The sequence below is a fragment of the Streptomyces sp. NBC_00005 genome, assembly GCF_045160215.1.
Classification (GTDB): Bacteria; Actinomycetota; Actinomycetes; order Streptomycetales; family Streptomycetaceae; genus Streptomyces.
In genome coordinates this window covers 3961278-3983833 of sequence record NZ_CP108316.1, presented here as the reverse complement: position 1 = coordinate 3983833, position 22556 = coordinate 3961278, and the positions used below count along the sequence as shown (strand labels likewise).

24 protein-coding genes are annotated in these 22556 nt (G+C 69.7%); 15 read left to right on the top strand and 9 right to left on the bottom strand.

What is annotated here, in order from left to right; genetic code table 11:
- Window positions 1-3 precede the first annotated feature (3 nt).
- Complete coding sequence (locus OG303_RS18175) at window positions 4-1224, top strand: RNA polymerase sigma factor (protein WP_405869444.1); 1221 nt, start codon at window positions 4-6, stop codon at window positions 1222-1224.
- A 46-nt stretch (window positions 1225-1270) separates the two neighbouring features.
- Here OG303_RS18175 and OG303_RS18170 read toward each other — a convergent pair whose 3' ends face one another.
- From OG303_RS18170 to OG303_RS18160, 3 genes are read right to left on the bottom strand one after another with little or no spacing between them, the layout of a single operon-like run.
- The gene (locus tag OG303_RS18170; RefSeq protein ID WP_405869443.1) at window positions 1271-2023 is read right to left on the bottom strand and encodes a VOC family protein; all 753 of its coding nucleotides are present in this window, start codon (window positions 2021-2023) and stop codon (window positions 1271-1273) included.
- The gene (locus OG303_RS18165) at window positions 2020-2433 is read right to left on the bottom strand and encodes a VOC family protein (RefSeq protein ID WP_405869442.1); all 414 of its coding nucleotides are present in this window, start codon (window positions 2431-2433) and stop codon (window positions 2020-2022) included. Before OG303_RS18165 ends, OG303_RS18170 begins: the two co-directional genes overlap by 4 nt.
- 18 nt (window positions 2434-2451) lie before the next feature.
- Entirely contained in the window at window positions 2452-2853 is a 402-nt protein-coding gene (locus OG303_RS18160) for a helix-turn-helix transcriptional regulator (protein ID WP_405869441.1), read from the bottom strand.
- Window positions 2854-2955: 102 nt separating this feature from the next.
- On the opposite strand from OG303_RS18160, the gene OG303_RS18155 reads away from it, so the two are divergent.
- From OG303_RS18155 to ppk2, 3 genes are read left to right on the top strand one after another with little or no spacing between them, the layout of a single operon-like run.
- The gene (locus OG303_RS18155; protein WP_405869440.1) at window positions 2956-4110 is read left to right on the top strand and encodes an anion permease; all 1155 of its coding nucleotides are present in this window, start codon (window positions 2956-2958) and stop codon (window positions 4108-4110) included.
- Window positions 4111-4129: 19 nt separating this feature from the next.
- Window positions 4130-4363: a hypothetical protein gene (locus tag OG303_RS18150; RefSeq protein WP_405869439.1), complete on the top strand. Its 234-nt coding sequence runs from the start codon at window positions 4130-4132 to the stop codon at window positions 4361-4363.
- A 20-nt stretch (window positions 4364-4383) separates the two neighbouring features.
- On the top strand, window positions 4384-5307 hold the full coding sequence (gene ppk2 / locus OG303_RS18145; RefSeq protein ID WP_405877330.1) for a polyphosphate kinase 2: 924 nt from the start codon (window positions 4384-4386) through the stop codon (window positions 5305-5307).
- Between the two features lie 217 nt (window positions 5308-5524).
- On the opposite strand, the gene OG303_RS18140 is transcribed toward ppk2, so the two are convergent.
- On the bottom strand, window positions 5525-6856 hold the full coding sequence (locus OG303_RS18140; protein ID WP_405869438.1) for a glycoside hydrolase family 32 protein: 1332 nt from the start codon (window positions 6854-6856) through the stop codon (window positions 5525-5527).
- A gap of 104 nt (window positions 6857-6960) precedes the next feature.
- On the opposite strand from OG303_RS18140, the gene OG303_RS18135 reads away from it, so the two are divergent.
- The 5 genes from OG303_RS18135 (at window position 6961) to OG303_RS18115 (ending at window position 13201) form a co-directional block, all read left to right on the top strand.
- Window positions 6961-8022: a LacI family DNA-binding transcriptional regulator gene (locus tag OG303_RS18135; protein ID WP_405869437.1), complete on the top strand. Its 1062-nt coding sequence runs from the start codon at window positions 6961-6963 to the stop codon at window positions 8020-8022.
- A 219-nt stretch (window positions 8023-8241) separates the two neighbouring features.
- Window positions 8242-9537 carry an ABC transporter substrate-binding protein gene (locus OG303_RS18130; RefSeq protein WP_405869436.1) on the top strand — a complete coding sequence of 432 codons (1296 nt, stop codon included), beginning with the start codon at window positions 8242-8244 and terminating at the stop codon, window positions 9535-9537.
- An 84-nt stretch (window positions 9538-9621) separates the two neighbouring features.
- Entirely contained in the window at window positions 9622-10599 is a 978-nt protein-coding gene (locus OG303_RS18125) for a carbohydrate ABC transporter permease (RefSeq protein ID WP_405869435.1), read from the top strand.
- Window positions 10596-11507, top strand: coding sequence for a carbohydrate ABC transporter permease (locus tag OG303_RS18120; RefSeq protein WP_405869434.1), 912 nt, complete (start codon window positions 10596-10598; stop codon window positions 11505-11507). The genes OG303_RS18125 and OG303_RS18120 overlap by 4 nt, the downstream gene beginning before the upstream one ends.
- A gap of 62 nt (window positions 11508-11569) precedes the next feature.
- Entirely contained in the window at window positions 11570-13201 is a 1632-nt protein-coding gene (locus tag OG303_RS18115) for a glycoside hydrolase family 13 protein (protein WP_405869433.1), read from the top strand.
- 146 nt (window positions 13202-13347) lie between these two features.
- Here OG303_RS18115 and sodN read toward each other — a convergent pair whose 3' ends face one another.
- A complete protein-coding gene (sodN, locus tag OG303_RS18110) occupies window positions 13348-13743 on the bottom strand; it encodes a superoxide dismutase, Ni (protein ID WP_005480378.1) in 396 nt (131 codons plus the stop codon).
- 145 nt (window positions 13744-13888) lie between these two features.
- Here sodN and sodX point away from each other — a divergent pair, with 145 nt between their 5' ends.
- Complete coding sequence (gene sodX / locus OG303_RS18105) at window positions 13889-14323, top strand: nickel-type superoxide dismutase maturation protease (RefSeq protein ID WP_405877328.1); 435 nt, start codon at window positions 13889-13891, stop codon at window positions 14321-14323.
- On the opposite strand, the gene OG303_RS18100 is transcribed toward sodX, so the two are convergent.
- Window positions 14227-14856: a CGNR zinc finger domain-containing protein gene (locus OG303_RS18100; protein WP_405869432.1), complete on the bottom strand. Its 630-nt coding sequence runs from the start codon at window positions 14854-14856 to the stop codon at window positions 14227-14229. The genes sodX and OG303_RS18100 overlap by 97 nt on opposite strands.
- A gap of 100 nt (window positions 14857-14956) precedes the next feature.
- Here OG303_RS18100 and OG303_RS18095 point away from each other — a divergent pair, with 100 nt between their 5' ends.
- Window positions 14957-15715 (top strand): class I SAM-dependent methyltransferase, encoded by a 759-nt coding sequence (locus tag OG303_RS18095; RefSeq protein ID WP_405869431.1) that lies wholly within the window; start codon window positions 14957-14959, stop codon window positions 15713-15715.
- A gap of 132 nt (window positions 15716-15847) precedes the next feature.
- Here OG303_RS18095 and OG303_RS18090 read toward each other — a convergent pair whose 3' ends face one another.
- From OG303_RS18090 to OG303_RS18080, 3 genes are read right to left on the bottom strand one after another with little or no spacing between them, the layout of a single operon-like run.
- Window positions 15848-16609, bottom strand: coding sequence for an amino acid ABC transporter ATP-binding protein (locus tag OG303_RS18090; RefSeq protein ID WP_405869430.1), 762 nt, complete (start codon window positions 16607-16609; stop codon window positions 15848-15850).
- Window positions 16606-17550 carry an amino acid ABC transporter permease gene (locus OG303_RS18085; RefSeq protein WP_405869429.1) on the bottom strand — a complete coding sequence of 315 codons (945 nt, stop codon included), beginning with the start codon at window positions 17548-17550 and terminating at the stop codon, window positions 16606-16608. The genes OG303_RS18090 and OG303_RS18085 overlap by 4 nt, the downstream gene beginning before the upstream one ends.
- Window positions 17551-17580: 30 nt before the next feature.
- Window positions 17581-18540, bottom strand: coding sequence for an ABC transporter substrate-binding protein (locus OG303_RS18080; RefSeq protein ID WP_405869428.1), 960 nt, complete (start codon window positions 18538-18540; stop codon window positions 17581-17583).
- A 573-nt stretch (window positions 18541-19113) separates the two neighbouring features.
- Here OG303_RS18080 and OG303_RS18075 point away from each other — a divergent pair.
- The 4 genes from OG303_RS18075 (at window position 19114) to OG303_RS18060 (ending at window position 22530) form a co-directional block, all read left to right on the top strand.
- A complete protein-coding gene (locus OG303_RS18075) occupies window positions 19114-20337 on the top strand; it encodes an NADP-dependent malic enzyme (protein WP_405869427.1) in 1224 nt (407 codons plus the stop codon).
- A 351-nt stretch (window positions 20338-20688) separates the two neighbouring features.
- A complete protein-coding gene (locus OG303_RS18070) occupies window positions 20689-21654 on the top strand; it encodes a zinc-binding dehydrogenase (RefSeq protein ID WP_405869426.1) in 966 nt (321 codons plus the stop codon).
- A 100-nt stretch (window positions 21655-21754) separates the two neighbouring features.
- Window positions 21755-21964 carry a helix-turn-helix domain-containing protein gene (locus OG303_RS18065; RefSeq protein WP_405869425.1) on the top strand — a complete coding sequence of 70 codons (210 nt, stop codon included), beginning with the start codon at window positions 21755-21757 and terminating at the stop codon, window positions 21962-21964.
- The gene (locus tag OG303_RS18060; protein WP_405869424.1) at window positions 21964-22530 is read left to right on the top strand and encodes a Clp protease N-terminal domain-containing protein; all 567 of its coding nucleotides are present in this window, start codon (window positions 21964-21966) and stop codon (window positions 22528-22530) included. The genes OG303_RS18065 and OG303_RS18060 overlap by 1 nt, the downstream gene beginning before the upstream one ends.
- Window positions 22531-22556: the final 26 nt, after the last annotated feature.

Sequence of the window (22556 nt, the reverse complement as noted above, 5' to 3'; positions counted from 1 at the left end):
CTGATGCGCCCGACCACCGAGGTCGAGGACCTGCTGCGCCTGCACGCGCCGCAGGTCCTCGGCGCGCTGGTGCGCCGGTACGGACACTTCGACGCCGCCGAGGACGCCGTACAGGAGGCGCTGTTGGCGGCGGCCGGGCAGTGGCCGTCGGCGGGCGTGCCGGACAACCCGCGCGGGTGGCTGATCAAGGTGGCCTCGCGGCGGCTGACGGATGCGCTGCGGTCGGACTCGGCGCGGCGGGCGCGGGAGGAGCGGGCGGCGGCGCTCACTCCGCGCGACGCGTTCACCGCCCCGCCGCCGGGAGCCGACCGGGCGCCCCGCGAGGACGACGCCCTCACGCTGCTCTTCCTGTGCTGCCATCCGGACCTCACCCCGCCCGCCCAGATCGCGCTCACCCTGCGCGCGGTCGGCGGCCTGACCACGGCGGAGATCGCCCGCGCGTACCTGGTCCCCGAGGCGACGATGGCGCAGCGCATCAGCCGCGCCAAGCAGAAGGTGCGGGGCGTGCGCTTCGGGCGGCCGGACCACTGGGAGGACCGGCTGCCCGCCGTTCTGCACACGCTCTACCTGATCTTCAACGAGGGCTACACGGCGACGTCCGGAGCGGTCCTGCAGCGCCGTGAACTGGCCGGTGAGGCGATCCGGCTGACTCGTACCGTCCACCGTCTGCTGCCCGACGACGGGGAGGTGGCCGGTCTGCTGGCCCTGATGCTGCTCACCGACGCCCGCCGGGAGGCGCGCACCGGCCCGCACGGCGAGCTCGTGCCCCTCGACGAACAGGACCGCGCCCGCTGGGACAAGGCCGCGATCGAGGAGGGCGTCGCGCTGGTGGTCCGGGCGCTGTCCCGCGGCGGCGCGGGCCCCTACGGGGTGCGCGCGGCCATCGCCGCCGTGCACGACGAGGCACCGTCCGCGGCCGCGACCGACTGGCAGGAGATCCTCGGTCTCTACGAGGTGCTGGTCCGTCTGGTTCCGGGACCCGTCGAACGCCTCAACCGCGCCGTGGCCGTCGCCATGGTGGATGGTCCGGCGGCCGGGCTCGCCGAACTGGACCAGATGGAACCGGAGTTGGGCCACCGCGTCGACGCGGTCCGCGGCCACCTGCTGGAGCGCGCGGGCGCGTACGAACTGGCCTGTTCCGCCTACGAGTCCGCGGCCGCGGGGACTCTGAGCCTGCCCGAACAGCGCTATCTGCGGGGGCGGGCGGCACGGCTGCGGCTGTGACCAGGGTCCCCGGCCCGGCCGAGAAGTCGCCGTAACGGCCGGTGCGTCACGTGCTGTCGGGCAGCCCGCCCGTCTCCGGATCGCGGCCCGTCAGGCAGTACGTGCCGCCGGTCGGGTCGTGCATCACCGTCCAGTGGCGGCCGGTGGCAACCGTCTTCGCGCCGAGCCGTTCGTGGGCGGCGCGGGTCGCCTCGATGTCGGCGCAGGCCAGGTCCAGATGGGCGGTGGCCGGGCGTTCCTCGCCGAGCCGCTGGAGGAGGATACGGATCGGGAGGCCCGTCGGCGGCCTGAGTACGTGGAACTCGGGGAGCGAGCCGGGCAGTGACTGCCAGTCGGTCAACAGGCCGCTCCAGAACGCGACTTCGGCGTCGTACGCGGACGGCGCGACGTCGACGCACACCTGGTCCAGGCGGCTGCCGCGCACGACGGGCGGCCGGACGGAGGCACCGTCCCACGGCTGGGTGCAGAACAACTGCCCGGCGGGGGACCGCAGTACGACCAGGGTCCCTTGATCGGCGATCACCTCCGCCCCGAGCCGCACCGCCGACTTCGCGAACCGCTCCACGTCGTCGACGGGGAAGTCGAGATGCGCGCCCCCGGGGCCGGATGCGACCCCCTGCACCTTGAGGCAGGCGTCGGCCCCGTCGTGGAGCAGGGTTGCGAACTCCTTCTGCTCACCTCGGAGTTCGGACAGTCGAGTGCCGGTGACGGCCGTCCAGAACTCACCCGCCTGCCCGAAGAGGTCGGCCGGGCGGTCGATGAAGGCGTAGGTCCACAGGGTCCGTGGGCTTGGGCTCACGCGGCTCGTTCCATGAACCGCAGCATGTTCCCCGCCGGATCCCGGAACGCGCAGTCCCGGACCCCGTACGGCATGTCCGTGGGCTCCTGGATCACCTCGGCGCCCGATTCCTGGACGCGGGTGAAGAGGGCGTCGCAGTTCTCGGTGGTGAAGTTGACCCCACGCAGCACGCCCTTGGCCAGCAGCCGCTCCATCGCCTCCCGGTCGGCGGGGGAGAGGTCGGGGTTCGCCGCGGGCGGCTCCAGGACGATCGACACGTCCGGCTGCAGCGGCGACCCGACGGTCACCCACCGCATCCCCTCGTACTTGACGTCGTTGCGGATCTCCAGGCCCAGGACGTCGCAGTAGAAGGCGATCGCCTTGTCGTGGTCGTCGACGGCGATGAAACAGTTGTTCAGTTTCAGGTCCATGGGACCAACCTACGGTCGTCAGCGGCGATACGCCCGCGTCGGGCGCGTGTACGCCCGCGCCACGCAGGGCGGGATCTCCGCGCTCTCCTCGTGCGAGCGAGCCCGGTAGGAGCTCGGTGTCTCGCCGACCAACTCGGTGAAGCGGGCGCTGAAGGAGCCGAGGGAGGTGCAGCCCACCGCCATGCAGACCTCCGTCACGGTCAGGTCGCCGCGGCGCAGGAGGGCCTTGGCGCGTTCGACCCGGCGGGTCATGAGATAGCCGTACGGGGTCTCGCCGTAGGCCTCCCGGAAGCTGCGCTGGAAGTGCCCCGGCGACATCAGCGCGGTGCGGGCGAGGGCGGGGATGTCGAGGGGCTCGGCGTACTCGCGGTCCATGCGGTCGCGTGCCTGTCGCAGCCGTACCAGATCCTCACGGTTCACCACGTCAGCATCGCACGATCCTCACCGGCCGGGTGCCTGGTCCTGGACGGCGCTTTGCCTCGCGTTCGCCTGCTGTACGAAAGCGCTTGTTCCCATGTGGGAATGGACCACATCACGTTCCTCGTGGCGGTCGTCATCGTCACGGCCCTCGCTTTCGACTTCACCAACGGATTCCACGACACCGCGAACGCGATGGCCACGTCCATCGCCACCGGCGCGCTCAAGCCGAAGACCGCGGTGCTCATCAGCGGCGTCCTCAACATCGTCGGCGCGTTCCTGTCCACCGAGGTCGCCAAGACGATCTCCGGCGGCATCGTGGACGACACCCTCGTCAGTCCGGGGATGATCTTCGCGGGGCTCGTCGGGGCGATCCTGTGGAACCTGCTGACCTGGCTGGTCGGGCTGCCGTCCAGCTCCTCGCACGCCCTGTTCGGCGGGCTGATCGGCGCTGTGTGGGTCGGCGCCGGAGCCCACGGCGTGCACTTCGACAAGGTTGTCGAGAAGATCCTGATCCCGGCCCTGGCCTCGCCGCTGGTCGCCGGGATCGCCGCCCTGATCGCCACCTACCTCGCCTACAAGCTCACCGCCCGCGGCCGCAAGCAGTCGGTGACCAAGGGCTTCCGGCTCGGCCAGATCGCCTCGGCCTCGCTGGTCTCGCTCGCCCACGGCACCAACGACGCGCAGAAGACCATGGGCGTCATCACGCTGACCCTGATCTCCGCCGGCGCCCTCGGCCACGACGCCGGCCCGCCGGTGTGGGTCATCGCCTCGGCCGGTCTCGCCATCGGTCTCGGCACCTACCTGGGCGGCTGGCGGATCATCCGCACCATGGGCAAGGGCCTGACCGAGATCCAGTCCCCGCAGGGCTTCGCCGCGGAGACGGCGTCCACGACCGTCATCCTCACCTCCGCCCACCTCGGCTTCGCCCTGTCCACCACGCAGGTCGCCTCGGGCTCCATCCTCGGCGCGGGCCTGGGCCGGCGCCTCGCGGAGGTCCGCTGGGGCGTCGCGGGCAAGATGGTGGTCGGCTGGCTGATCACCCTGCCCTCGGCCGCGCTGGTCGGCGGCGTCTCCGCGAGCGCCGTCAAGCACGGCGGCAACTTCGGCACGGTCGTCGTCGCCCTGATCGGTGCCGCCGTCGCCGCGGGCATCGTCCTCCTCTCGCGGCGCAACCCGGTGCACGCCAACAACGTCAACGACCACCACGAGATCGCCGTCCGTACCGCGCCGCCGACTCCGGTCGGCACGGCCGCCTGAAACACGGGGAGTTCGCAGCATGACACTCGACTGGAACGCACTCGGCCAGGTCACCGCGGTGAGCATCGGCGTCACCGTCGCCGTGGTCGTCGTCTTCGCCCTCGGCGTCCTCGGCCTCGCCCGTTTCGAAGGGGCGCGGGAGGATGGCGGCGGGGCCTCGTCCTTCGGCGTCGCGCAGGCCGGCCTGTGCTTCCTCGCGTGCGCGGCCGTGGTGGCGTACGGGATCTATCTCATCGTGCCGCAGTTCCACTGAGACCGGGAGCAAGGATGACCATGCCGCCCCTGCTGTCCGAATCGGCCGACCTGAAGGTCGACTACACCGACCCCGACGACCCCGTGCTCATCCGCCCGGACGGAAGCCCGATCGACACCTGGCGGGAGAACTACCCCTACGGGCACCGGATGGAGCGCAAGGAGTACGACTGGCACAAGCGGCTCCAGCAGATCGAACTGCTGAAGCTGCAGAGCTGGATCAAGGAGACCGGGCGCCGACTCGTCATCGTCTTCGAGGGACGCGACGCGGCCGGCAAGGGAGGCACCATCAAACGGTTCACCGAGCACCTCAACCCGCGCGGCGCACGGGTGGTGGCGCTGGAGAAGCCGACCGAGCGCGAGCGCGGTCAGTGGTACTTCCAGCGGTACGTCGAACACCTGCCGACGGCGGGTGAGATCGTCCTCTTCGACCGCTCCTGGTACAACCGGGCGGGCGTAGAACGGGCCATGGGCTTCTGCTCGGACGACGAGTACCGCCGCTTCATGCGCCAGGCCCCGCTGTTCGAGCGGATGCTCGCGGACGACGGCGTCGACCTGATCAAGTTCTGGTTCTCCGTGTCGCAGGGCGAGCAGCGCACCCGCTTCACCATCCGCCAGGTCGACCCCGTACGACAGTGGAAGCTCAGCCCCATGGACCTGGCCTCCCTCGACCGCTGGGACGACTACACCGCCGCGAAGGTCGCCATGTTCCGCGAGACGGACACCGACCACGCGCCCTGGACGGTGGTGAAGAGCAACGACAAGAAGCGGGCCCGCGTCGAGGCCATGCGCAGCGTCCTGGCCCGCTTCGACTACTCCGACAAGGACGAGGAGGTCGTCGGCAGCCCGGATCCCCGGATCGTGGGCGCGGCGGCGGGGCTGCTGGAGGCGGGGGAGGACGACCACGACGGGCATGACGGCCAGGACTCCCACGACGGCCGCTAGATACGCCGAAGGGGTCCGGCACCAGTCACGCCGAAGGGTCCGGCCGGTTTCCCGGTCGGCCCCTTCGGAGGCGGACGGTGTGCGGACTGCTCGGTCCTGGATGCGGAAACGCGCGGTCAGTCGGTGTCCGGGCCGTGAGCTGGGGCCGACGCGGAGTTCGCGGACGGGAGATCGTGGTCGTCCGTCCCGCCGCTGCCCCGTGCCGCCGGCCGTGCCGTCATCCGGCGTCGGGTGAGACGGCCGGGCCGGCATGGCGGTCAGGCCGGGCGAGTTCCCAGAGCCGGGCCCGGCCGCCCGCCGCATCCGGGCCGCCGTCCAGCCGCAGTTCGGCGACCTCGGCGACGTGCAGGTCCGACCAGGTCCCCGCGATGCCGCCGCGGTAGACCTCGATGATGCCCGCGTCCCAGAACAGGCGCAGCGGTCCGTCGGCTCCGGCGAACGCCGCCAGGTCCACGGTCGTCTCGGCTCCGTCCGGGGAACGGAGGGCGACGCACCGGACGCCGTCCGCCGCCGCCGCGTCGAGTACCAGCTCACCTGCGGTTCTCGCTTCGTCGAGGCGGGTCGGGCCGCCCGTCGGCAGGGGCGTTGAGGCGCGCCGCAGCCGCGTCAGTTCGGCCGCCGGCTCGCAGTGCACGCGACCCTGCCGTATCGAGAGCTCGCGCGGCAGGGACATGAAGCCCACCGCCGGACCGCCGAGGCCGGCCGGGTCCTCGTGCGTACGGATCCAGCCGAACTGGATCCGGCGGCCGTCCGGGGCCCCGTACGACTGAGGCGCGTAGAAGCGGTCGCCGACGTCCGCGAGGCCCCTCTCGCGCACCTCGAAACCGTCGTCCGACAGGGTGCCGGTCATCCACCAGACCCCGTGCCCCTCCTCGTCGTTCTCGTCGTCCCCGTGGATGACCGAGACCAGCAGCGCCCCCGTACCGTCCACGGCGAAGTAGTCCGGGCACTCCCACACCGCGCCCGGTACCTTCGCGGCGGCCCGGTCCACGAAGACGCCGTCGTAGTCCCATGTCCGCAGGTCCGGCGACGACAGTGCGAACACCGAGCCCCCGTGCTCCCGGCGCGCACCCGCGACCAGTTGCCGCCACCTGCCGCTCCCGTCCGCACCGTCCTCGTGCCACACGCTGTGATCACGGAATTCGGTGATGTCGGCGGCGGGCGGAGCGGGGAGAAGGGGGTTGGCCGGGTCCTTGACGAAGCCCGACAGCCCGTCGTCGACAGCGCGCGCGAGGCAGGGGAGCTGGGCGTCGCCGAGGACACCCGTGTAGAGGATCGAGACGCCGCCGTCGTGGGCTACGGCGCAGCCGGAGAAGCAGGCCGTCGCGTCGTAGGGCGCGGTTTCGGGCGGGCCGGGGAAGAGCGCCGTCTCGTGCTCGGTCCAGGTGAGCAGATCCGGGGAACTGGCATGGCCCCAGTGCTGGTTGGTGAACGCGTTGCCGTCCGGGTTGTGCTGGTGGAAGAGGTGGTGCCGCCCCTGCCAGTGGACCAGGCCGTTGGGGTCGTTCATCCAGCCCTTCGCGGGTGCGTAGTGGAGCCATGCGGGCATAGCACAGATACCTCTCGTAAAGGTGGAATGCGTGATGAAACACATGAGGCCGCCCGGTGCGCCGACCGATTCTCGGGGGCGGGGGCATCTCGTACTCTTGCCGCGTGTCAACCCATGAAGATCACCGACCGAAGGACAGACGGACCCGCCGTACCGATGTCGCGCGGCTGGCCGGCGTCTCGCCGGCGACTGTCTCCTTCGTCCTCAACCAGACCGCCGGGCAGACGATCAGCGACGAGACCCGGCAGCGCGTTCTGCGAGCGGCCGCCGAACTCGACTACCGCCCCAACCGTGCCGCGCAGGGGCTTCGCCAGGGACGCAGCGCGACCATCGGCTTCGTCAGTCACGACGTCGACTTCGGCGTGTTCGCGGCCGCCGCGATCAAGGGGGCGCACGAGGCGTCGATACGCCACGGCAACCTGTTGCTCCTGGTCAACACCGGCGGCTCGAACCGTCAGGCCGCACAGCTGGTCGGCGAACTCCTCGACCGCCAGGCCGACGCCCTGATCTTCGCCGTGGCCGGCACCAGAGCGGTGACGCTCCCGGACGACGCCACCCGGGTCCCCGCGGTTCTGCTGAACTGTTTCGTCCCGGGCGACCCCATCCCGTCGATCCTGCCCGACGAGGTGCGCGGCGGACGGGAGGCCACCCAGGCGCTGCTCGACCTCGGGCACCGGAACATCGCCTACCTCACCGGTACGGCCAGCGTCTGGGCCACCAAGGCCAGGCTGCGCGGTTTCCGCGAGGCACTGCGTGGCGCCGGGCTCGACCCCCGGGAGCACACCGTGCTGTCCGGGAACTACCACGCCGACTCCGGTTACGAGCTGGCGCGGCAGCTGCTGCGGCGCGGCGGCCCCCGGCCGACCGCGATCATGTGCGGCAACGACCGGATGGCCTTCGGCGCGCTCCTGGCCCTCCTGGAGGCGGGGGTCCGGGTGCCCGAGGACATGTCGGTCATGGGGTACGACGACCAGTTCGAGCTCGCCGCCGAGATCCACCCGGCGCTGAGCACCGTACGGCTGCCGTACGACGTGATGGGCCGGCTGGCCGCCGAGGAGCTGGCCGTGGGCGGGCCCGCCCTGCAGACCGGGCGCACCCTGGTGCACTGCCCGCTCGTGCTGCGCGCTTCCACGGCGCCGCCGGCCGGTGGACCCGCCGGTCTCTGAGCCGGGCCGGCCCCGCGGGCACACGTGGTCATCCACGGATAACTCCCTCGTAACAAGTCCTTGACGCAAGAAACGGCAGGCGGCTAGCTTTCGCCCACTAACCCGAATTAGTAACCCGCCGCGGTGGCCTCGTGCAAGACCCGCCCCGGCAGACGAGGCCACCACTGGTGCGTGACGGCAGAACCTCCCGCCACCTGCGCACCGGCCAAGGAGGAACGCATGTCCACACGGAAGCTGGTTGTGGGTGTCAGTGCGCTCAGTGCGCTCGCCCTGCTCGCCACCGGTTGCTCGTCCGGCTCCGGCAGCGCCGCGAGCGACAAGAAGACCATCACGGTCTGGACGAGCATGGACCAGCCGATCATCGACGGTCTCAAGGCCAAGCTCGCCCCCGAGGCCAAGGCCCAGGGCCTCACCGTCCAGTGGCGCCGGGTCGACAACATCAACCAGCTGCTCGTCCAGAAGGTGCAGGCGGGCGACGCGCCGGACATAGCGCTGCTGCCGCAGCCGGGCATCATCAAGGACCTCGCGGCCAAGGGCAAGATCACCCCGCTGGACGACGTCCTCGACCTGCCCACGCTGAGCAAGAGCATGACCGCGGGCACGCTGGACGTCGCCAAGTCCAACGGCAAGACCTACGGCCTGATGATCAGCATGAACGTCAAGGGCCTGGTCTTCTATCCGAAGAAGGCGTTCGCGTCGGCCGGGTACACCGCGCCCAAGTCCCTCGCCGAACTCAACACCCTGACGGCGAAGATGAAGTCCGACGGGAAGACGCCCTGGTGTCTGGGCATCGAGTCCGGCACGGCGACCGGCTGGCCCGCCACGGACTGGCTGGAGAACCTGGTCCTGAAGTACGGCGGCGTCGACAAGTACAACGAATGGGTCGCGCACAAGGTCAAGTTCGACTCGCCGCTGGTCCGCAAAGCCGCCGCCGAGTTCCAGAAGATCGCCTTCACCGACGGCAACGTGCTCGGCGAGCGCAAGTCCATCGCCAGCAACGCCTTCGGCACCGCGGGCAACGCGATGTTCAAGACCAAGCCCGGCTGCTACATGTACCAGCAGGGCAGTTTCATCACCGGCTTCTTCCCCAAGGCGGTCCAGAAGAACCTGGACTCCGAGGTCGGCGTCTTCGGTCTTCCGCCGGCCACCGCGAACGGTGAGAATCCCGTCGAGGGCGGCGGCGACACCGCCTCCATCTACCGGGACAGCCCCGCGGCCCGCAAGGTCATGAAGCTGCTCGCGGCCACCGACCTCGGCACCACCGCCGCCGGCAACGGTTCGTCCTTCATCTCCCCGCACAAGGACTTCCCGCTCTCCGCCTACCCGCTCAAGACGACCCAGGCGGTCGCCAAGGTCGCCTACGACTCCACCGGCTTCGTCTTCGACGGCTCCGACGCGATGCCCACCGCGGTCGGCACCGGCACCTTCTGGAAGGACATGACGGCCTGGATCTCGGGCGAGGAGTCCCTGGACACCGCCCTGAAGAACATCGACGCCAGCTGGCCCGCTTCCTGACCACCGACGGAGGGCCGCCGGGACGCACTCCCGGCGGCCCGCCCGCTCGACCCGAATCCCCACGTGCTCGAGGAAGGAACCGTCGTGGCCCAAGTACTCTCGACGGCGCTTACGGTGCTGGCGGGCATCGCCGCCGCCCTGGCCGTCTACTGGGTGCTCAACAGACTCGCCGAAACCCTCACGGGGCGCTGGGAAGAGCGGATCAAGCCCTACCTCTACATCGCGCCGGCCGTCGCGGCGATCGGCGTCTACCTCGTCTACCCCACGGTCGTCACCGTCGTCGACAGCCTCAAGAGCAGCGACGGCTCACGCTTCGTCGGACTGGACAACTTCACCAGCCTCCTCGGCACGCCGGCCTTCCGGCAGACCCTGCTCAACTCACTGCTGTGGATAGCCCTGGTCCCCGCCACCTGCATCGCGGTGGGACTGCTCGTCGCCGTACTGGCCGACCGCCTGTCCTCCTCCGCGGAGAAGGCGGCCAAGACCATCATCTTCCTGCCCATGGCCATCAGCGCCGTCGGCTCCGCGACGGTCTGGCGCTTCATGTACGCCACCCAGCCCGCGGGCACCGAGCAGACCGGCCTGCTGAACGGGGTCGTCACCGCCTTCGGCCACGACCCCGTCCCCTGGCTCCAGCAGAGCACCGCGCACGCCAACAGCATGCTGCTCATGCTCATGCTGCTGTGGGGACAGGCGGGCTTCTCCATGGTGCTGCTGTCCGCCGCGATCAAGGGCGTCCCCGCCGAGACCCTGGAGGCGGCCCGCCTGGACGGCGCGGCCGAGGGCCGGATCTTCTGGCGGATCGTCATTCCGCAGATCAGGGGAACGATCATCACCGTCTTCGTCACGGTCCTCATCACCGTGATGAAGGTCTTCGACGTGGTGTACGTGATGACCAACGGGTCCTTCAACACCAACGTCGTGGGCCTGGAGTTCTTCAACCAGCTCTACACGAACTACAACTACGGCTACGCGTCGGCGATCGTCGTCATGCTGCTCATCGCCATCGTGCCGATCATGATCTACCAGATTCGCCAGTTCAGGGCGGAGGAGTCGGCATGACCACGCAGACAACGCAGAGGGTCTCCGCACCGGCGCGACCGGCCCCCGTCAAGACGCCCCCCGGCAGGAACCGCCGGCGCAGGCTGCCCACCAAGCTGAGCGTGCTGCTGGTGTGCGCCCTGTGGACCGTGCCCACCCTCGGCGTGGTCGTCACCTCCTTCCGCAGCGTCGACGACGCCAACTCCAGCGGCTGGTGGACCCTGCTGGCCCACCCCGGCGGCTTCACCCACCTGACCACCGGCAACTACTCCAAGGCCATCGAACAGGCCGACCTGGGCACGGCCTTCCTCAACAGCATGGCCATCACCCTCCCGGCCGTGTTCCTGCCGCTGCTCATCGCCGCCTTCGCCGCCTACGCCTTCACCTTCATGACGTTCAAGGGACGCGACACCCTCTTCATCGTCATCGTGAGCCTGCTGGTCGTGCCGAACTACGTCGCGTTCGTCCCGATCATCAAGCTGTACGCCTCCGTGCACCTCAACGGCACCTTCCCGGCGGCCTGGCTCGCGCACATCGGCTTCGGCATGTCGCTCGCCGTCTACCTGCTGCGCAACTACATGGCGACCCTGCCCAGGGACGTCATCGAGTCCGCCAAGATCGACGGCGCGAGCCACTTCCAGACCTTCTACCGGCTGATCCTGCCGATGTCGGCCCCGGCCCTGGCCTCCTTCGCGATCTTCCAGTTCCTCTGGGTGTGGAACGACCTCCTGGTCGCCCTGGTCTTCGTGGGCCCCGGCGACAAGCAGCCGGTCACCATCGCGGTCAGCAACCTGCTGAACCAGCAGGGCACCGGCTGGGAACTCGTCACGGCCGCCGGCCTGTTCTCCATGCTCGTCCCGCTCGCGGTCTTCCTGTTCCTCCAGCGGTACTTCGTCCGCGGCCTCACCAACGGCGCCGTCAAGGGCTGACACGAGCCGCGAGGCCGCCCACCCCCCACCTGCACGACGAACAGTCAGGAACCCGGCACAACGTGAGCACATCCCCCGACCCCTGGTGGCGTTCCGCCGTGATCTACCAGGTCTACATACGCAGCTTCGCCGACGCCGACGGCGACGGCACCGGCGATCTCGCCGGCCTCCGCTCCCGCCTGCCCTACCTGGCCGACCTCGGCGTCGACGCGATCTGGATCAACCCCTGGTACCCGTCGCCCCTGGCCGACGGCGGCTACGACGTCTCCGACTACCGGGACATCCACCCCGCGTACGGCACCCTCGACGAGGCCCGGCAGGTCATCGCCGAGGCCCACGGACTCGGCCTGCGCGTCATCCTGGACATCGTTCCCAACCACACCTCCGACCGGCACGCCTGGTTCCGGAAGGCACTCGCCGCCGGCCCCGGATCCCCGGAGCGGGACAGATACGTCTTCCGCGACGGCAAGGGCGAGGACGGCTGCGAACCGCCCAACGACTGGCACGCGGCCTTCGGCGGCCCCACCTGGACCCGCACCGACGACGGCCAGTGGTACCTGCACCTGTTCGCCCCCGAACAGCCCGACCTGAACTGGGAGAACCCCGAGGTCCGCGCCGAGTTCGAGTCGATCCTGCGCTTCTGGTTCGACCTCGGCGTCGACGGCTTCCGCATCGACGTCGCCCACGGCATGGCCAAGGACCCCGCGCTCCCCGACCTCGGGCTGCCGGAGTTCTCCGTCATCGCCCACGAGGACCGGCCGGACCACCCGCACTGGGACCGCGACGGCGTCCACGACATCTTCCGCGGCTGGCGTGCCCTCGCCGACAGCTACCCCGAGCCCCGCGTCTTCGTCGCCGAGGCCCACGTCCGCCCCGGCCGCCTGGCCGGCTACCTCCGCCCGGACGAACTCCACACGGCCTTCAACTTCGACTTCCTCAAATGCCCTTTGCGGGCAGAGGAGTTGCGCAGGGTCATCGACCGCAGCATCAGCGACCTCGCGGGCGTCGGCGCCCCCGCCACCTGGGTCCTGTCCAACCATGACGAGACCCGCCACGTCACCCGCTACGGCCGCGCCCACACCGGCCTGACCGCCCCGCTGCAGGCCCGCACCGAGCCCTCCGACCCGGCTCTGGGCACCCGCCGCGCCCGCGCCGCGGCCCTGCTCATGCTGGCCCTGCCCGGCAGCGCCTACATCTACCAGGGCGAGGAACTCGGCCTCCCCGAAGTCGAGGACCTCCCCGACGACGTCCTCCAGGACCCGACCTGGGAACGTTCCGGCCACACGGTCCGGGGTCGCGACGGCTGCCGGGTCCCGCTGCCCTGGAGCGGCGACACCCCACCCTTCGGCTACGGCCCGCCCGGCTCCACCCCCTGGCTTCCCCAGCCCGAGAACTGGAAGTCGTACACCGCCGAAGCCAACGAGGCCGACCCCGCCTCCATGCTCCACCTCTACCGCGACGCCCTGCGCCTGCGCCGTACCACCCCGGGCCTGCACCGCGACGACATGCGCTGGCTCGACAGCCCCGACGGCACACTCCTCTTCGAACGCGGCCACGGCCTGCTGTGCGCCGTCAACCTCTCCCACCGGCCGATGGCCCCCCCCGAGGCCCGCGAACTCCTTCTCGCCTCGGCGTCCCTGGACGACGACGGACTGCTGCCCCCGGACACCACGGTCTGGCTGCGCACCGCCTGAAGTCACCAGGGCCTGCCCGGTCTTCCTCCCCGCCGACCGGGCGACAAGGCGAAGGGGCCCGACCGGTTTCCCGGTCGGGCCCCTTCGGAGTGCCCGTGGACCCGCGATGGTGCACCGATCGCCGGTCCTGACGAACCGGACGTTCGTCAGGCCTTCTTGGTCTCCCAGAAGATCTTGTCGATCTGGGCGATGTAGTCCAGAGCCTTCTGGCCCGTCGCCGGGTCGGTGGACGCCTTGGCGGCCGAGAGGGCCTTCAGGGCGTCGTTGACCAGCTGGTGCAGCTCCGGGTACTTCTCGAAGTGCGGGGGCTTGAAGTAGTCGCTCCAGAGCACCGAGACGTGGTGCTTCGCGAGCTCGGCGCGCTGCTCCTTGATGACGGTGGCCCGAGCCTGGAAGTGCGGGTCGTCGTTGGCGGCCATCTTGTCCTGCACGGCCTTCACCGACTCCGCCTCGATGCGGGCCTGGGCCGGGTCGTACACACCGCAGGGCAGGTCGCAGTGTGCGCTGACCTTGACCTTGGGGGCAAACAGGCGGGAAAGCATGGAGCGTTCCTTCCTCGTGATCGTCTTCTCAGGTGCGACATTACTCCCTGGGAGAGGCTATTTCGCGGGTGCCCCCATGGGCTTAGGACAAAAGTCCAGGGTCAGACTGAGACTGGTGGAGGAACGGACCGGGGAGGTGCCGGGGATGCCGGAGCTGTCGCAGGAGACCGAGGGCGGGCGGGCGGTCCAGCCCTTGGGGTGGGTCGAGGTGACCGGCCCGTCGATGGTGCCCACGCTGTATCAGGGCGACTGGCTCCTGGTGCTGTACCGGGGGCGGATCAGGCCCGGTGACGTCGTCGTCCTGCGCCATCCCTTCCAGCAGGACCTGCTCATCGTCAAGCGCGCCACGGACCGGCGCGACGGCGGCTGGTGGGTCCTCGCGGACAACGCGTTCGCGGGCAGCGACAGCAACGACTACGGTGTCGTGCCGGACGAGCTGATCCTGGGCAAGGTCCGCTTCCGCTATCGGCCGCTCAAGCCGGATCAGCGCTCGCCGTTCGCCGTCGCGCGCTGGGTGCTGTCGGCCGCCAGGCCCGTCTTCGCGGACCGGTCGGCCTCCAGGCGCTTGCGGGCGCGGTAGGCGGCCACGTTGGCGCGGGTTGCGCAGCGGTCGGAGCAGTAGCGCCGGGAGCGGTTGGTCGAGGTGTCCAGGTAGGCGTTGCGGCACGGCGGCGCCTCGCACAGGCCCAGACGGTCGACGCCGTACTCCGTCAGATGGAAGGCCAGGCCCATCGCCGCGATGGCCGCGAAGCCGGCGGTCGCGTTGGACGGGTGGTCCGCGAGGTGCATGTGCCACAGCGGGCGCCCGTCGTCGTCCCGGAAGTCGTGGCCCGAGATCTGCGGGCTCACCGGGAACTCCAGCAGCAGGGAGTTGAGCAGGTCCACCCCGAGCGTCTCGTCACCCTTGTCCGCCGCCTCGAACACGGCCCTCAGCCGCGCCCGGACCGAGCGGAACCGCGTCACGTCGGCGTCGGTGGCGCGCCGGGCGGCCGACTGGTTGGCACCGAACAGCTCGCGGACGGCCTCGACCGAGGTCAGGGAGTCCTTGCCCCGGGCCGGCTCCTCGCTGTTGACGAGGCGCACGGCGTAGTCCGAGTAATAGGCCAGTTCCACTTGTAGTCCTTACGGAGGCGCTCTATGGTCGTGGGTGCGGTCGGGTAACGGCTGATCGTGCTTCCAGGGTATTACGTGTACGTCCGAAGAGGGGGCTCCCATGACCACCGACACCGGAACCGACTGGCAGGCCTGGCAGGAGAGCTGGGACCGGCAGCAGGAGTGGTACATGCCGGACCGCGAGGAGCGGTTCCGGATCATGCTCGACATGGTCGAGGCCCTCGCCGGGCCCGAACCGCGCATCCTCGACCTCGCCTGCGGCACCGGCAGCATCACGGCCCGTGTGCTGCGCCGCTTCCCGAAGGCCGTCAGCACCGGCGTCGACCTCGACCCCGCCCTGCTCGCCATCGCCCGCGGCACCTTCGAGGGCGACGACCGGGTCTCCTTCGTCGAGGCCGACCTCAAGAACCCCGACTGGCCCGCACGGCTGCCGTACGAGACCTACGACGCGGTCCTCACCGCCACGGCCCTCCACTGGCTGCACAGCGAGCCCCTCGCGGTCCTCTACGGTCAGGTCGCGGAAGTCGTCCGCCACGGCGGCGTCTTCATGAACGCCGACCACATGATCGACGAGACCACGCCCCGGATCAACGCGGCCGAGCGCGTCCAGCGCCATGCCCGCATGGATCAGGCCACCCGCGACGGCGCCCTCGACTGGGCCGAGTGGTGGCAGCTCGCCGCCAAGGATCCGGTGCTGGCCGGGCCGACGGCTCGCCGCTTCGAGATCTACGGCGACCATGCGGACGGGGACATGCCTTCGGCCTCGTGGCACGCACGGGTGCTGCGGGAGAAGGGGTTCGGGGAGGCTCGGGCGGTGTGGTGCTCGCCCTCGGACACGTTGTTGCTGGCGTTGAAGTGACCGTTCCGGGGACTGCCGCCCCCGGGCCCCCGCTGTCGGCCTGAACGGGAAAGGGCAGACGGAAAGGGGCAGACGGGAAGGGGCGGTACGGAAGCTGTGCAGCTTCCGTACCGCCCCTTCGCCGTCGTACCGCTACAGCACCTTCGACAGGAAGGCCTGCGTCCGCTCGTGCTGCGGGTTGGTCAGCACGTCGCGCGGGTCGCCGGCCTCGACCACCACGCCGCCGTCCATGAAGACCAGGCTGTCGCCGACCTCGCGGGCGAAGCCCATCTCGTGGGTGACGACGATCATCGTCATGCCGGATTCGGCGAGGTCGCGCATGACGTCGAGGACGTCGCCGACCAGCTCGGGGTCGAGAGCCGAGGTCGGCTCGTCGAAGAGCATCAGCTTCGGGTCCATGGCGAGGGCCCGGGCGATGGCGACGCGCTGCTGCTGGCCGCCGGAGAGCTGCATGGGGTAGCTGGCGGCCTTGTCGGCGAGGCCGACGCGGTCGAGGAGCTGCTTCGCGCGCTCCCTGGCCTCGGCCCTGTTCTTGCCCTTGACCTGGACCGGCGCCTCCATGACGTTGTCCAGCGCGGTCATGTGCGGGAACAGGTTGAAGCGCTGGAAGACCATGCCGATGTCCCGGCGCTTGACCGCGACCTCGCTGTCCTTGAGCTCGTACAGCTTGTCGCCCTTCTGGCGATAGCCGACCAGCTCGCCGTCGACGGACAGCCGACCGGCGTTGATCTTCTCGAGGTGGTTGATGCACCGCAGGAAGGTGGACTTGCCGGAGCCGGAGGGGCCGATGAGGCAGAACACCTCGCCGGTCTTCACCTCCAGGTCGATGCCCTTGAGGACCTCGAGGGGACCGAAGGACTTGTGGACGCCCTCGGACTTCACCATGGCGGTCATGCGGCACCTCCTGCCGACGGACGGTTCGACAGGGACAGCAGGTTCGCCCTGATCTTCTGCAGCGGCGTCGGCGGCAGGCTCCGGCTGGAGCCGCGGGCGTAGTACCGCTCCAGGTAGTACTGGCCGACGCTGAACACCGAGGTCAGCAGCAGGTACCAGGCGGCGGCGAGGAACAGCATCTCCGCCGGGGCACCGGAGGTCTGGCCGATGTCCTGTGCGACGCGGAAGAGCTCGGAGTACTGGACGACCGACACCAGCGAGGTCGTCTTGAGCATGTTGATGACCTCGTTGCCCGTCGGCGGCACGATCACGCGCATCGCCTGCGGGATGACGATCCGGCGCAGCGTCTTGGCATGGCTCATGCCCAGTGCGTGCGACGCCTCGGTCTGGCCCTCGTCGACCGAGAGCAGACCGGCACGGCAGATCTCCGCCATGTACGCGGCCTCGTTGAGGCCGAGACCGAGCAGCGCCGTCAGGAGCGGCGTCATGAAGCTCGACCAGTAGTCCTTGTAGATCGGACCGAGGTTGATGTACGTGAACACCAGGCCCAGGTTGAACCAGACCACCAGCTGCACCAGGACGGGCGTGCCGCGGAAGAACCAGATGTAGAACCAGGCGATGGACGACGTGACGGGGTTCTTCGACAGGCGCATCACCGCGAGCAGGATGCCGCCCGCGATGCCGATCACCATGGACAGGACGGTCAGCAGGAGCGTCTTGCCCACGCCGGTGAGGACGCGGTCGTCGAAGAAGTAGTCAGGAATCGCGCCCCAGTTGATCTTTCCCTGGGAGAACGCGTAGATGATCGCGACGAGCAGCGCGATCGCGATGACGGCGGAGACGTACCGTCCGTAGTGACGGACCGGGATGGCCTTGATGGCCTCCGGGCCGGCCGGCGGGGTGTCCGCCGGCCCGTCCGTCTTGTCGATGTCAACAGTCACGGGTGTTGCCTTTCAGTGCCGCGGCCGCGGTCACTTGCCGCCGTTGACGGCGGCTTCCTTGACGGCGCCGTCCGTGACGCCCCACTTCGTGAGGATCTTCTCGTACTCGCCGTTCTCGATGACCGCGTTGAGGGCTGCCTGCAGGGCGTCCCTGAGCTGCGTGCTGTCCTTGGCGACCGCGATGCCGTACGGCGCGGCCTCGACCTGCTCGCCGACGATCTGGAAGTCCTTGCCGCCGCCCGAGGTCTTCACGGCGTACGCGGCCACCGGGAAGTCGGAGGAGCCGGCGTCGGCGCCGCCGCCGCGCAGGCGGGTCTGGGCCTGCTGGTCGTTGTCGAAGGCCTCGATGGAGATCGTCTTGCCACCGGTGCACTTCTTGGCCTCGGCCTTGGCGAGGTCCTCGGAGACCGTGCCCCGTTGCAGCACGATCTTCTTGCCGCACAGGTCGGACCACGTCTTGATGTCGGTGTTCTTGCCCTTCTGGGTGTAGATCGAGACACCGGCCGTGAAGTAGTCCACGAAGTCGACACCCTCGCCGACCTTCTTGCCGGTGTCCGAGTCGATGCCCTCCTGGCGGTCCTTGGTGTCGGTCATCGCGGACATGGCGATGTCGTACCGCTTGGAGCGCAGACCGGTGATCAGGGTGTCGAAGGTGCCGTTCTGGAAGTCGAACTTCACCCCCAGCTGCTTGCCCATGGCGGCCGCCAGGTCGGGGTCGATGCCGACCGTCTTGCCTGAGCTGTCCTTGAACTCGACCGGCGCGTACGCGATGTCAGAACCGACCTTGATGACGCCGGTGTCGCGGATCGACTGCGGCAGCTTGTCCGCCAGCGGCGCCGAGCTCGCCGCCGCGCTGCTGCTGCCCGAGGACTTGTCCTTCGTCTGGTCACCGCAACCGGTGAGAATCAGGGCGCCTGCGACCGCGATCGCACCGACCGCTGCCAGACGGGAGTGTGCGGCGGTCGTACGACGGGTGGAGCTTGCGGTCATTTTGGGTTCCTCCGGCGGATGGGTGGAGTTGCCGATGGGTCGACGAGAACACACACCTTCGGGTGTCGCGACCTCGTGTGTTTACCGCATCTTGCCATTTGGACTCAGCCGTTCAGACGACCAGCCATGTCAAAATCAGATAACGGGTCACCCCCGAATCGCACCAGTTCGGTACAACATGACCGGATCATCTACGGGAATCCGGCGTTCCGGCCGCAAGATCTTCGGCGCATCTCGGGATGCGGACCCGCACTCCGAGGCGTTGATCACTGCTTCGACCGCTGGTCAAGGCCTCGTCGAGGACGTGTCCCCATATTTCGTGATGTTCTTTGTCGCCGAGACGTGGCCTTCCGGCCGTGCGGTGTGAGCTTGCACCGATTGGACTCGTCCTCGGCCCGGTGTGTCCGGTAAGAAGGTTCTCTACACCCCTCATCCGGGGCTCGGGGCGCGTGTGCGGCGCGCCCGTCGCGTATGACCCGTACGCATCAACAAATTTCGGGCATACGCGGTCCCGCCCACCCCTCACCAGGAGTGGCCACCCTCAATCAATGAAGACTTAAGGGGTAAAACAAAGTGGCAGCGGAGATCGTCAATCCTCGCAGCGACAGCAGTACGGATCAGGACGGCGGGGCCGAGCCCCTCGATTCCTTCGATCCGGCGTTCGCGCTGCACCGTGGCGGCAAGATGGCCGTGCAGGCCACCGTGCCGGTCCGTGACAAGGACGACCTGTCCCTGGCGTACACGCCCGGCGTCGCGAAGGTGTGCAGCGCCATCGCCGAGCAGCCCGATCTCGTCCACGACTACACGTGGAAGTCGTCGGTCGTCGCCGTCGTGACGGACGGTACGGCCGTGCTCGGACTCGGCGACATCGGCCCCGAGGCCTCCCTTCCGGTGATGGAGGGCAAGGCGATTCTGTTCAAGCAGTTCGGCGGCGTCGACGCGGTGCCGATCGCGCTCGCCTGCACCGGCGTGGACGAGATCGTCGAGACCGTGGTGCGGCTCGCGCCGTCCTTCGGCGGGGTCAACCTGGAGGACATCTCGGCACCGCGGTGCTTCGAGATCGAGCGGAAGCTGCAGGAGAGGCTGGACATCCCGGTCTTCCACGACGACCAGCACGGCACGGCGGTCGTCACCCTGGCGGCCCTGCGCAACGCCGCACGGCTGACCGGGAAGGGGCTCGGCGATCTGCGGGCCGTCATCTCCGGCGCCGGTGCGGCGGGTGTCGCCATCGCGAAGATGCTGGTCGAGGCCGGCATCGGCGACGTCGCGGTCGCGGACCGCAAGGGCATCGTGTCGGCGGACCGGGAGGACCTGACGCCGGTCAAGCGCGAGCTCGCCGGGTTCACGAACAAGGCGGGGATCGCCGGGTCGCTGGAGGTGGCGCTCGAGGGCGCCGACGTCTTCATCGGCGTCTCCGGCGGTACGGTCCCGGAGGCGGCCGTCGCCTCGATGGCCGAGGGCGCGTTCGTGTTCGCCATGGCCAACCCGACCCCCGAGGTGCACCCCGATGTCGCGCACAAGTACGCGGCAGTCGTGGCGACCGGTCGGTCGGACTTCCCGAACCAGATCAACAACGTGCTGGCGTTCCCGGGCATCTTCGCGGGCGCGCTGCAGGTGCGGGCCTCTCGGATCACCGAGGGAATGAAGATCGCGGCGGCCGAGGCGCTGGCGGGGGTCGTCGGGGACGACCTCGCCGCGGACTACGTGATTCCGTCGCCGTTCGACGAGCGGGTCGCTCCTGCGGTGACTGCGGCTGTTGCGGCTGCGGCTCGGGCCGAGGGTGTTGCCCGGCGTTGACGCTGCGCGTCGGCTGAATGGCCTCGTCCGTTTGGGCGGGGCCATTTTTTACCCACCCGCCCACCCGTGCGGGTGATCCGAGGGGTGGACGTCGCCTGTGGGTGCGGCTCGCCGTCGGCGGCTGCGGGCCGGTGGGGGTGCCGGTGCTGGGGGCTCTGCCCCCAGACCCCCGTATCGGCCTGAACGGCCTCGTCCTCGAACGCCGGACGGGCTGGAGGGTCTGGCGGGTCTGGAGGGCGTGGCGGGTCTGGATGGTGCCGACCGGCATCCGCGCGTGGTCCCTGACAAGAGGGCGTGTGTCACAGGGCCTTACGGTTCCGTCGGTCCGGGTCGCCACCTATCGTCAAGGTCATGTTCGCCGTCTACGCCGCCCGAATCGACCGCGACCAGCCGCTGAACGGCCTCGAGCTGGGGGACCGTCCGGCTCCCGAGGCACGTAACGGCTGGAGTGTCGTCAACGTCAAGGCCGCCTCCCTCAACCACCACGACCTCTGGTCCCTGCGGGGCGTGGGCCTGCCCGAGGACAAACTGCCGATGATCCTCGGCTGCGACGCCGCCGGTGTCGACGAGGACGGCAACGAGGTCGTCCTGCACTCCGTGATCGGACAGAGCGGTCACGGCGTCGGCCCCAAGGAGCCCCGCTCCATCCTCACCGAGCACTACCAGGGCACCTTCGCCGAGCAGGTCGCCGTGCCGACCTGGAACGTCCTGCCCAAGCCCAAGGAGCTCTCCTTCGAGGAGGCCGCCTGTCTGCCCACGGCCTGGCTGACGGCGTATCGCATGCTCTTCACCAACGCGGGCGTACGTCCGGGCGACTCGATCCTCGTGCAGGGTGCCGGCGGCGGTGTCGCCACGGCCGCGATCGTGCTCGGGAAGGCTGCGGGGCTGCGGGTCTTCGCCACCAGCCGCGACGAGGCCAAGCGGAAGCGGGCCCTGGAACTCGGTGCCGTCGAGGCGGTGGAGTCCGGTGCACGGCTGCCGCAGCGCGTCGACGCCGTCATCGAGACCGTCGGCGCCGCCACCTGGTCGCACTCGGTGAAGTCGCTGAAGCCCGGCGGCACGCTCGTCATCTCGGGCGCGACGAGCGGTGACCGGCCCTCGCACGCCGAACTGACCCGCATCTTCTTCCTCGAACTCAAGGTCGTCGGCTCCACGATGGGCACCAAGGACGAACTCGAGGACCTGCTGTCCTTCTGCGCCGCCACCGGTGTGCGTCCTGTCATCGACGAGGCGCTGCCGATGGACCGGGCCCGCGAGGGCTTCGAACGGATGGAGTCCGGGGGGCAGTTCGGAAAGATCGTGCTCACCAACAGCTGACAGCCCCCTTTTCGTCGACGGCCGACCCGGAACCGGGTCGGCCGTCGACGTTTGTCAACCATGGTTGACATGGCTCGTGGTGTCAACGTAAGTTGACATCATGACCGAAGCAACGGATCTCGCCGAGCGCGCGGGCGACCGCGATCCACGGGTCGGACTGCGCTCCGTCGCCGCGCTGCGCAGGCTGCTGGAGCAGCTGGAGGCGGTACAGGTGCGCAATGCGCGCAATCAGGGCTGGTCGTGGCAGGACATCGCCGCGGAACTCGGTGTGAGCAGGCAGGCCGTGCACAAGAAGTACGGGAGGCATTGATGTTCGAGCGGTTCACGAAGGATGCCCGCGCTGTGGTGCAGAGTGCGGTCGGGCACGCAGAACGGTCGGGGGCGCAGTCCGTCGAGGCCGAGCACCTGCTGCTGGCGCTGCTCGACCGTGACGGCAGTCGCGGTTCGTTCGCGCTGGCCTCGCTCGGACTGGTCGGCGAACGCAAGGAGTCGGTGCGGGGAGCCGTTGCCGAGGCGCGGCGGCGCGCGGGGCTGTCCCAGGCCGAGGCCGACGCCCTTGCCGGGCTGGGTATCGACGTGTCGGAGATCATCGCCCGGGTCGAGGAGGTGCACGGCGTCGGTGCGATGTCCGGCGACCACAAGGAAAAGGGCTGGTGGTCGGGGCGCCGCCCCTTCAGCCGGGGCGCCAAAGACGTCCTGGTCACGGCGCTGCGGACTGCGATCGCCCGCAGCGGCCGCCACGTCGGTGACGAACACCTCCTCCTGGCCCTGACCCTCCGCCCCGGCGTACCCGCCGAGATCCTCACCGACCACGGGGTGACGCACGAGTCGCTGACGCGGGTGCTGTACGGCGGGGGAGAGGCCAAGGCCGGCTGAGCGCGGGCGCTGGGGGATGGGGCGCG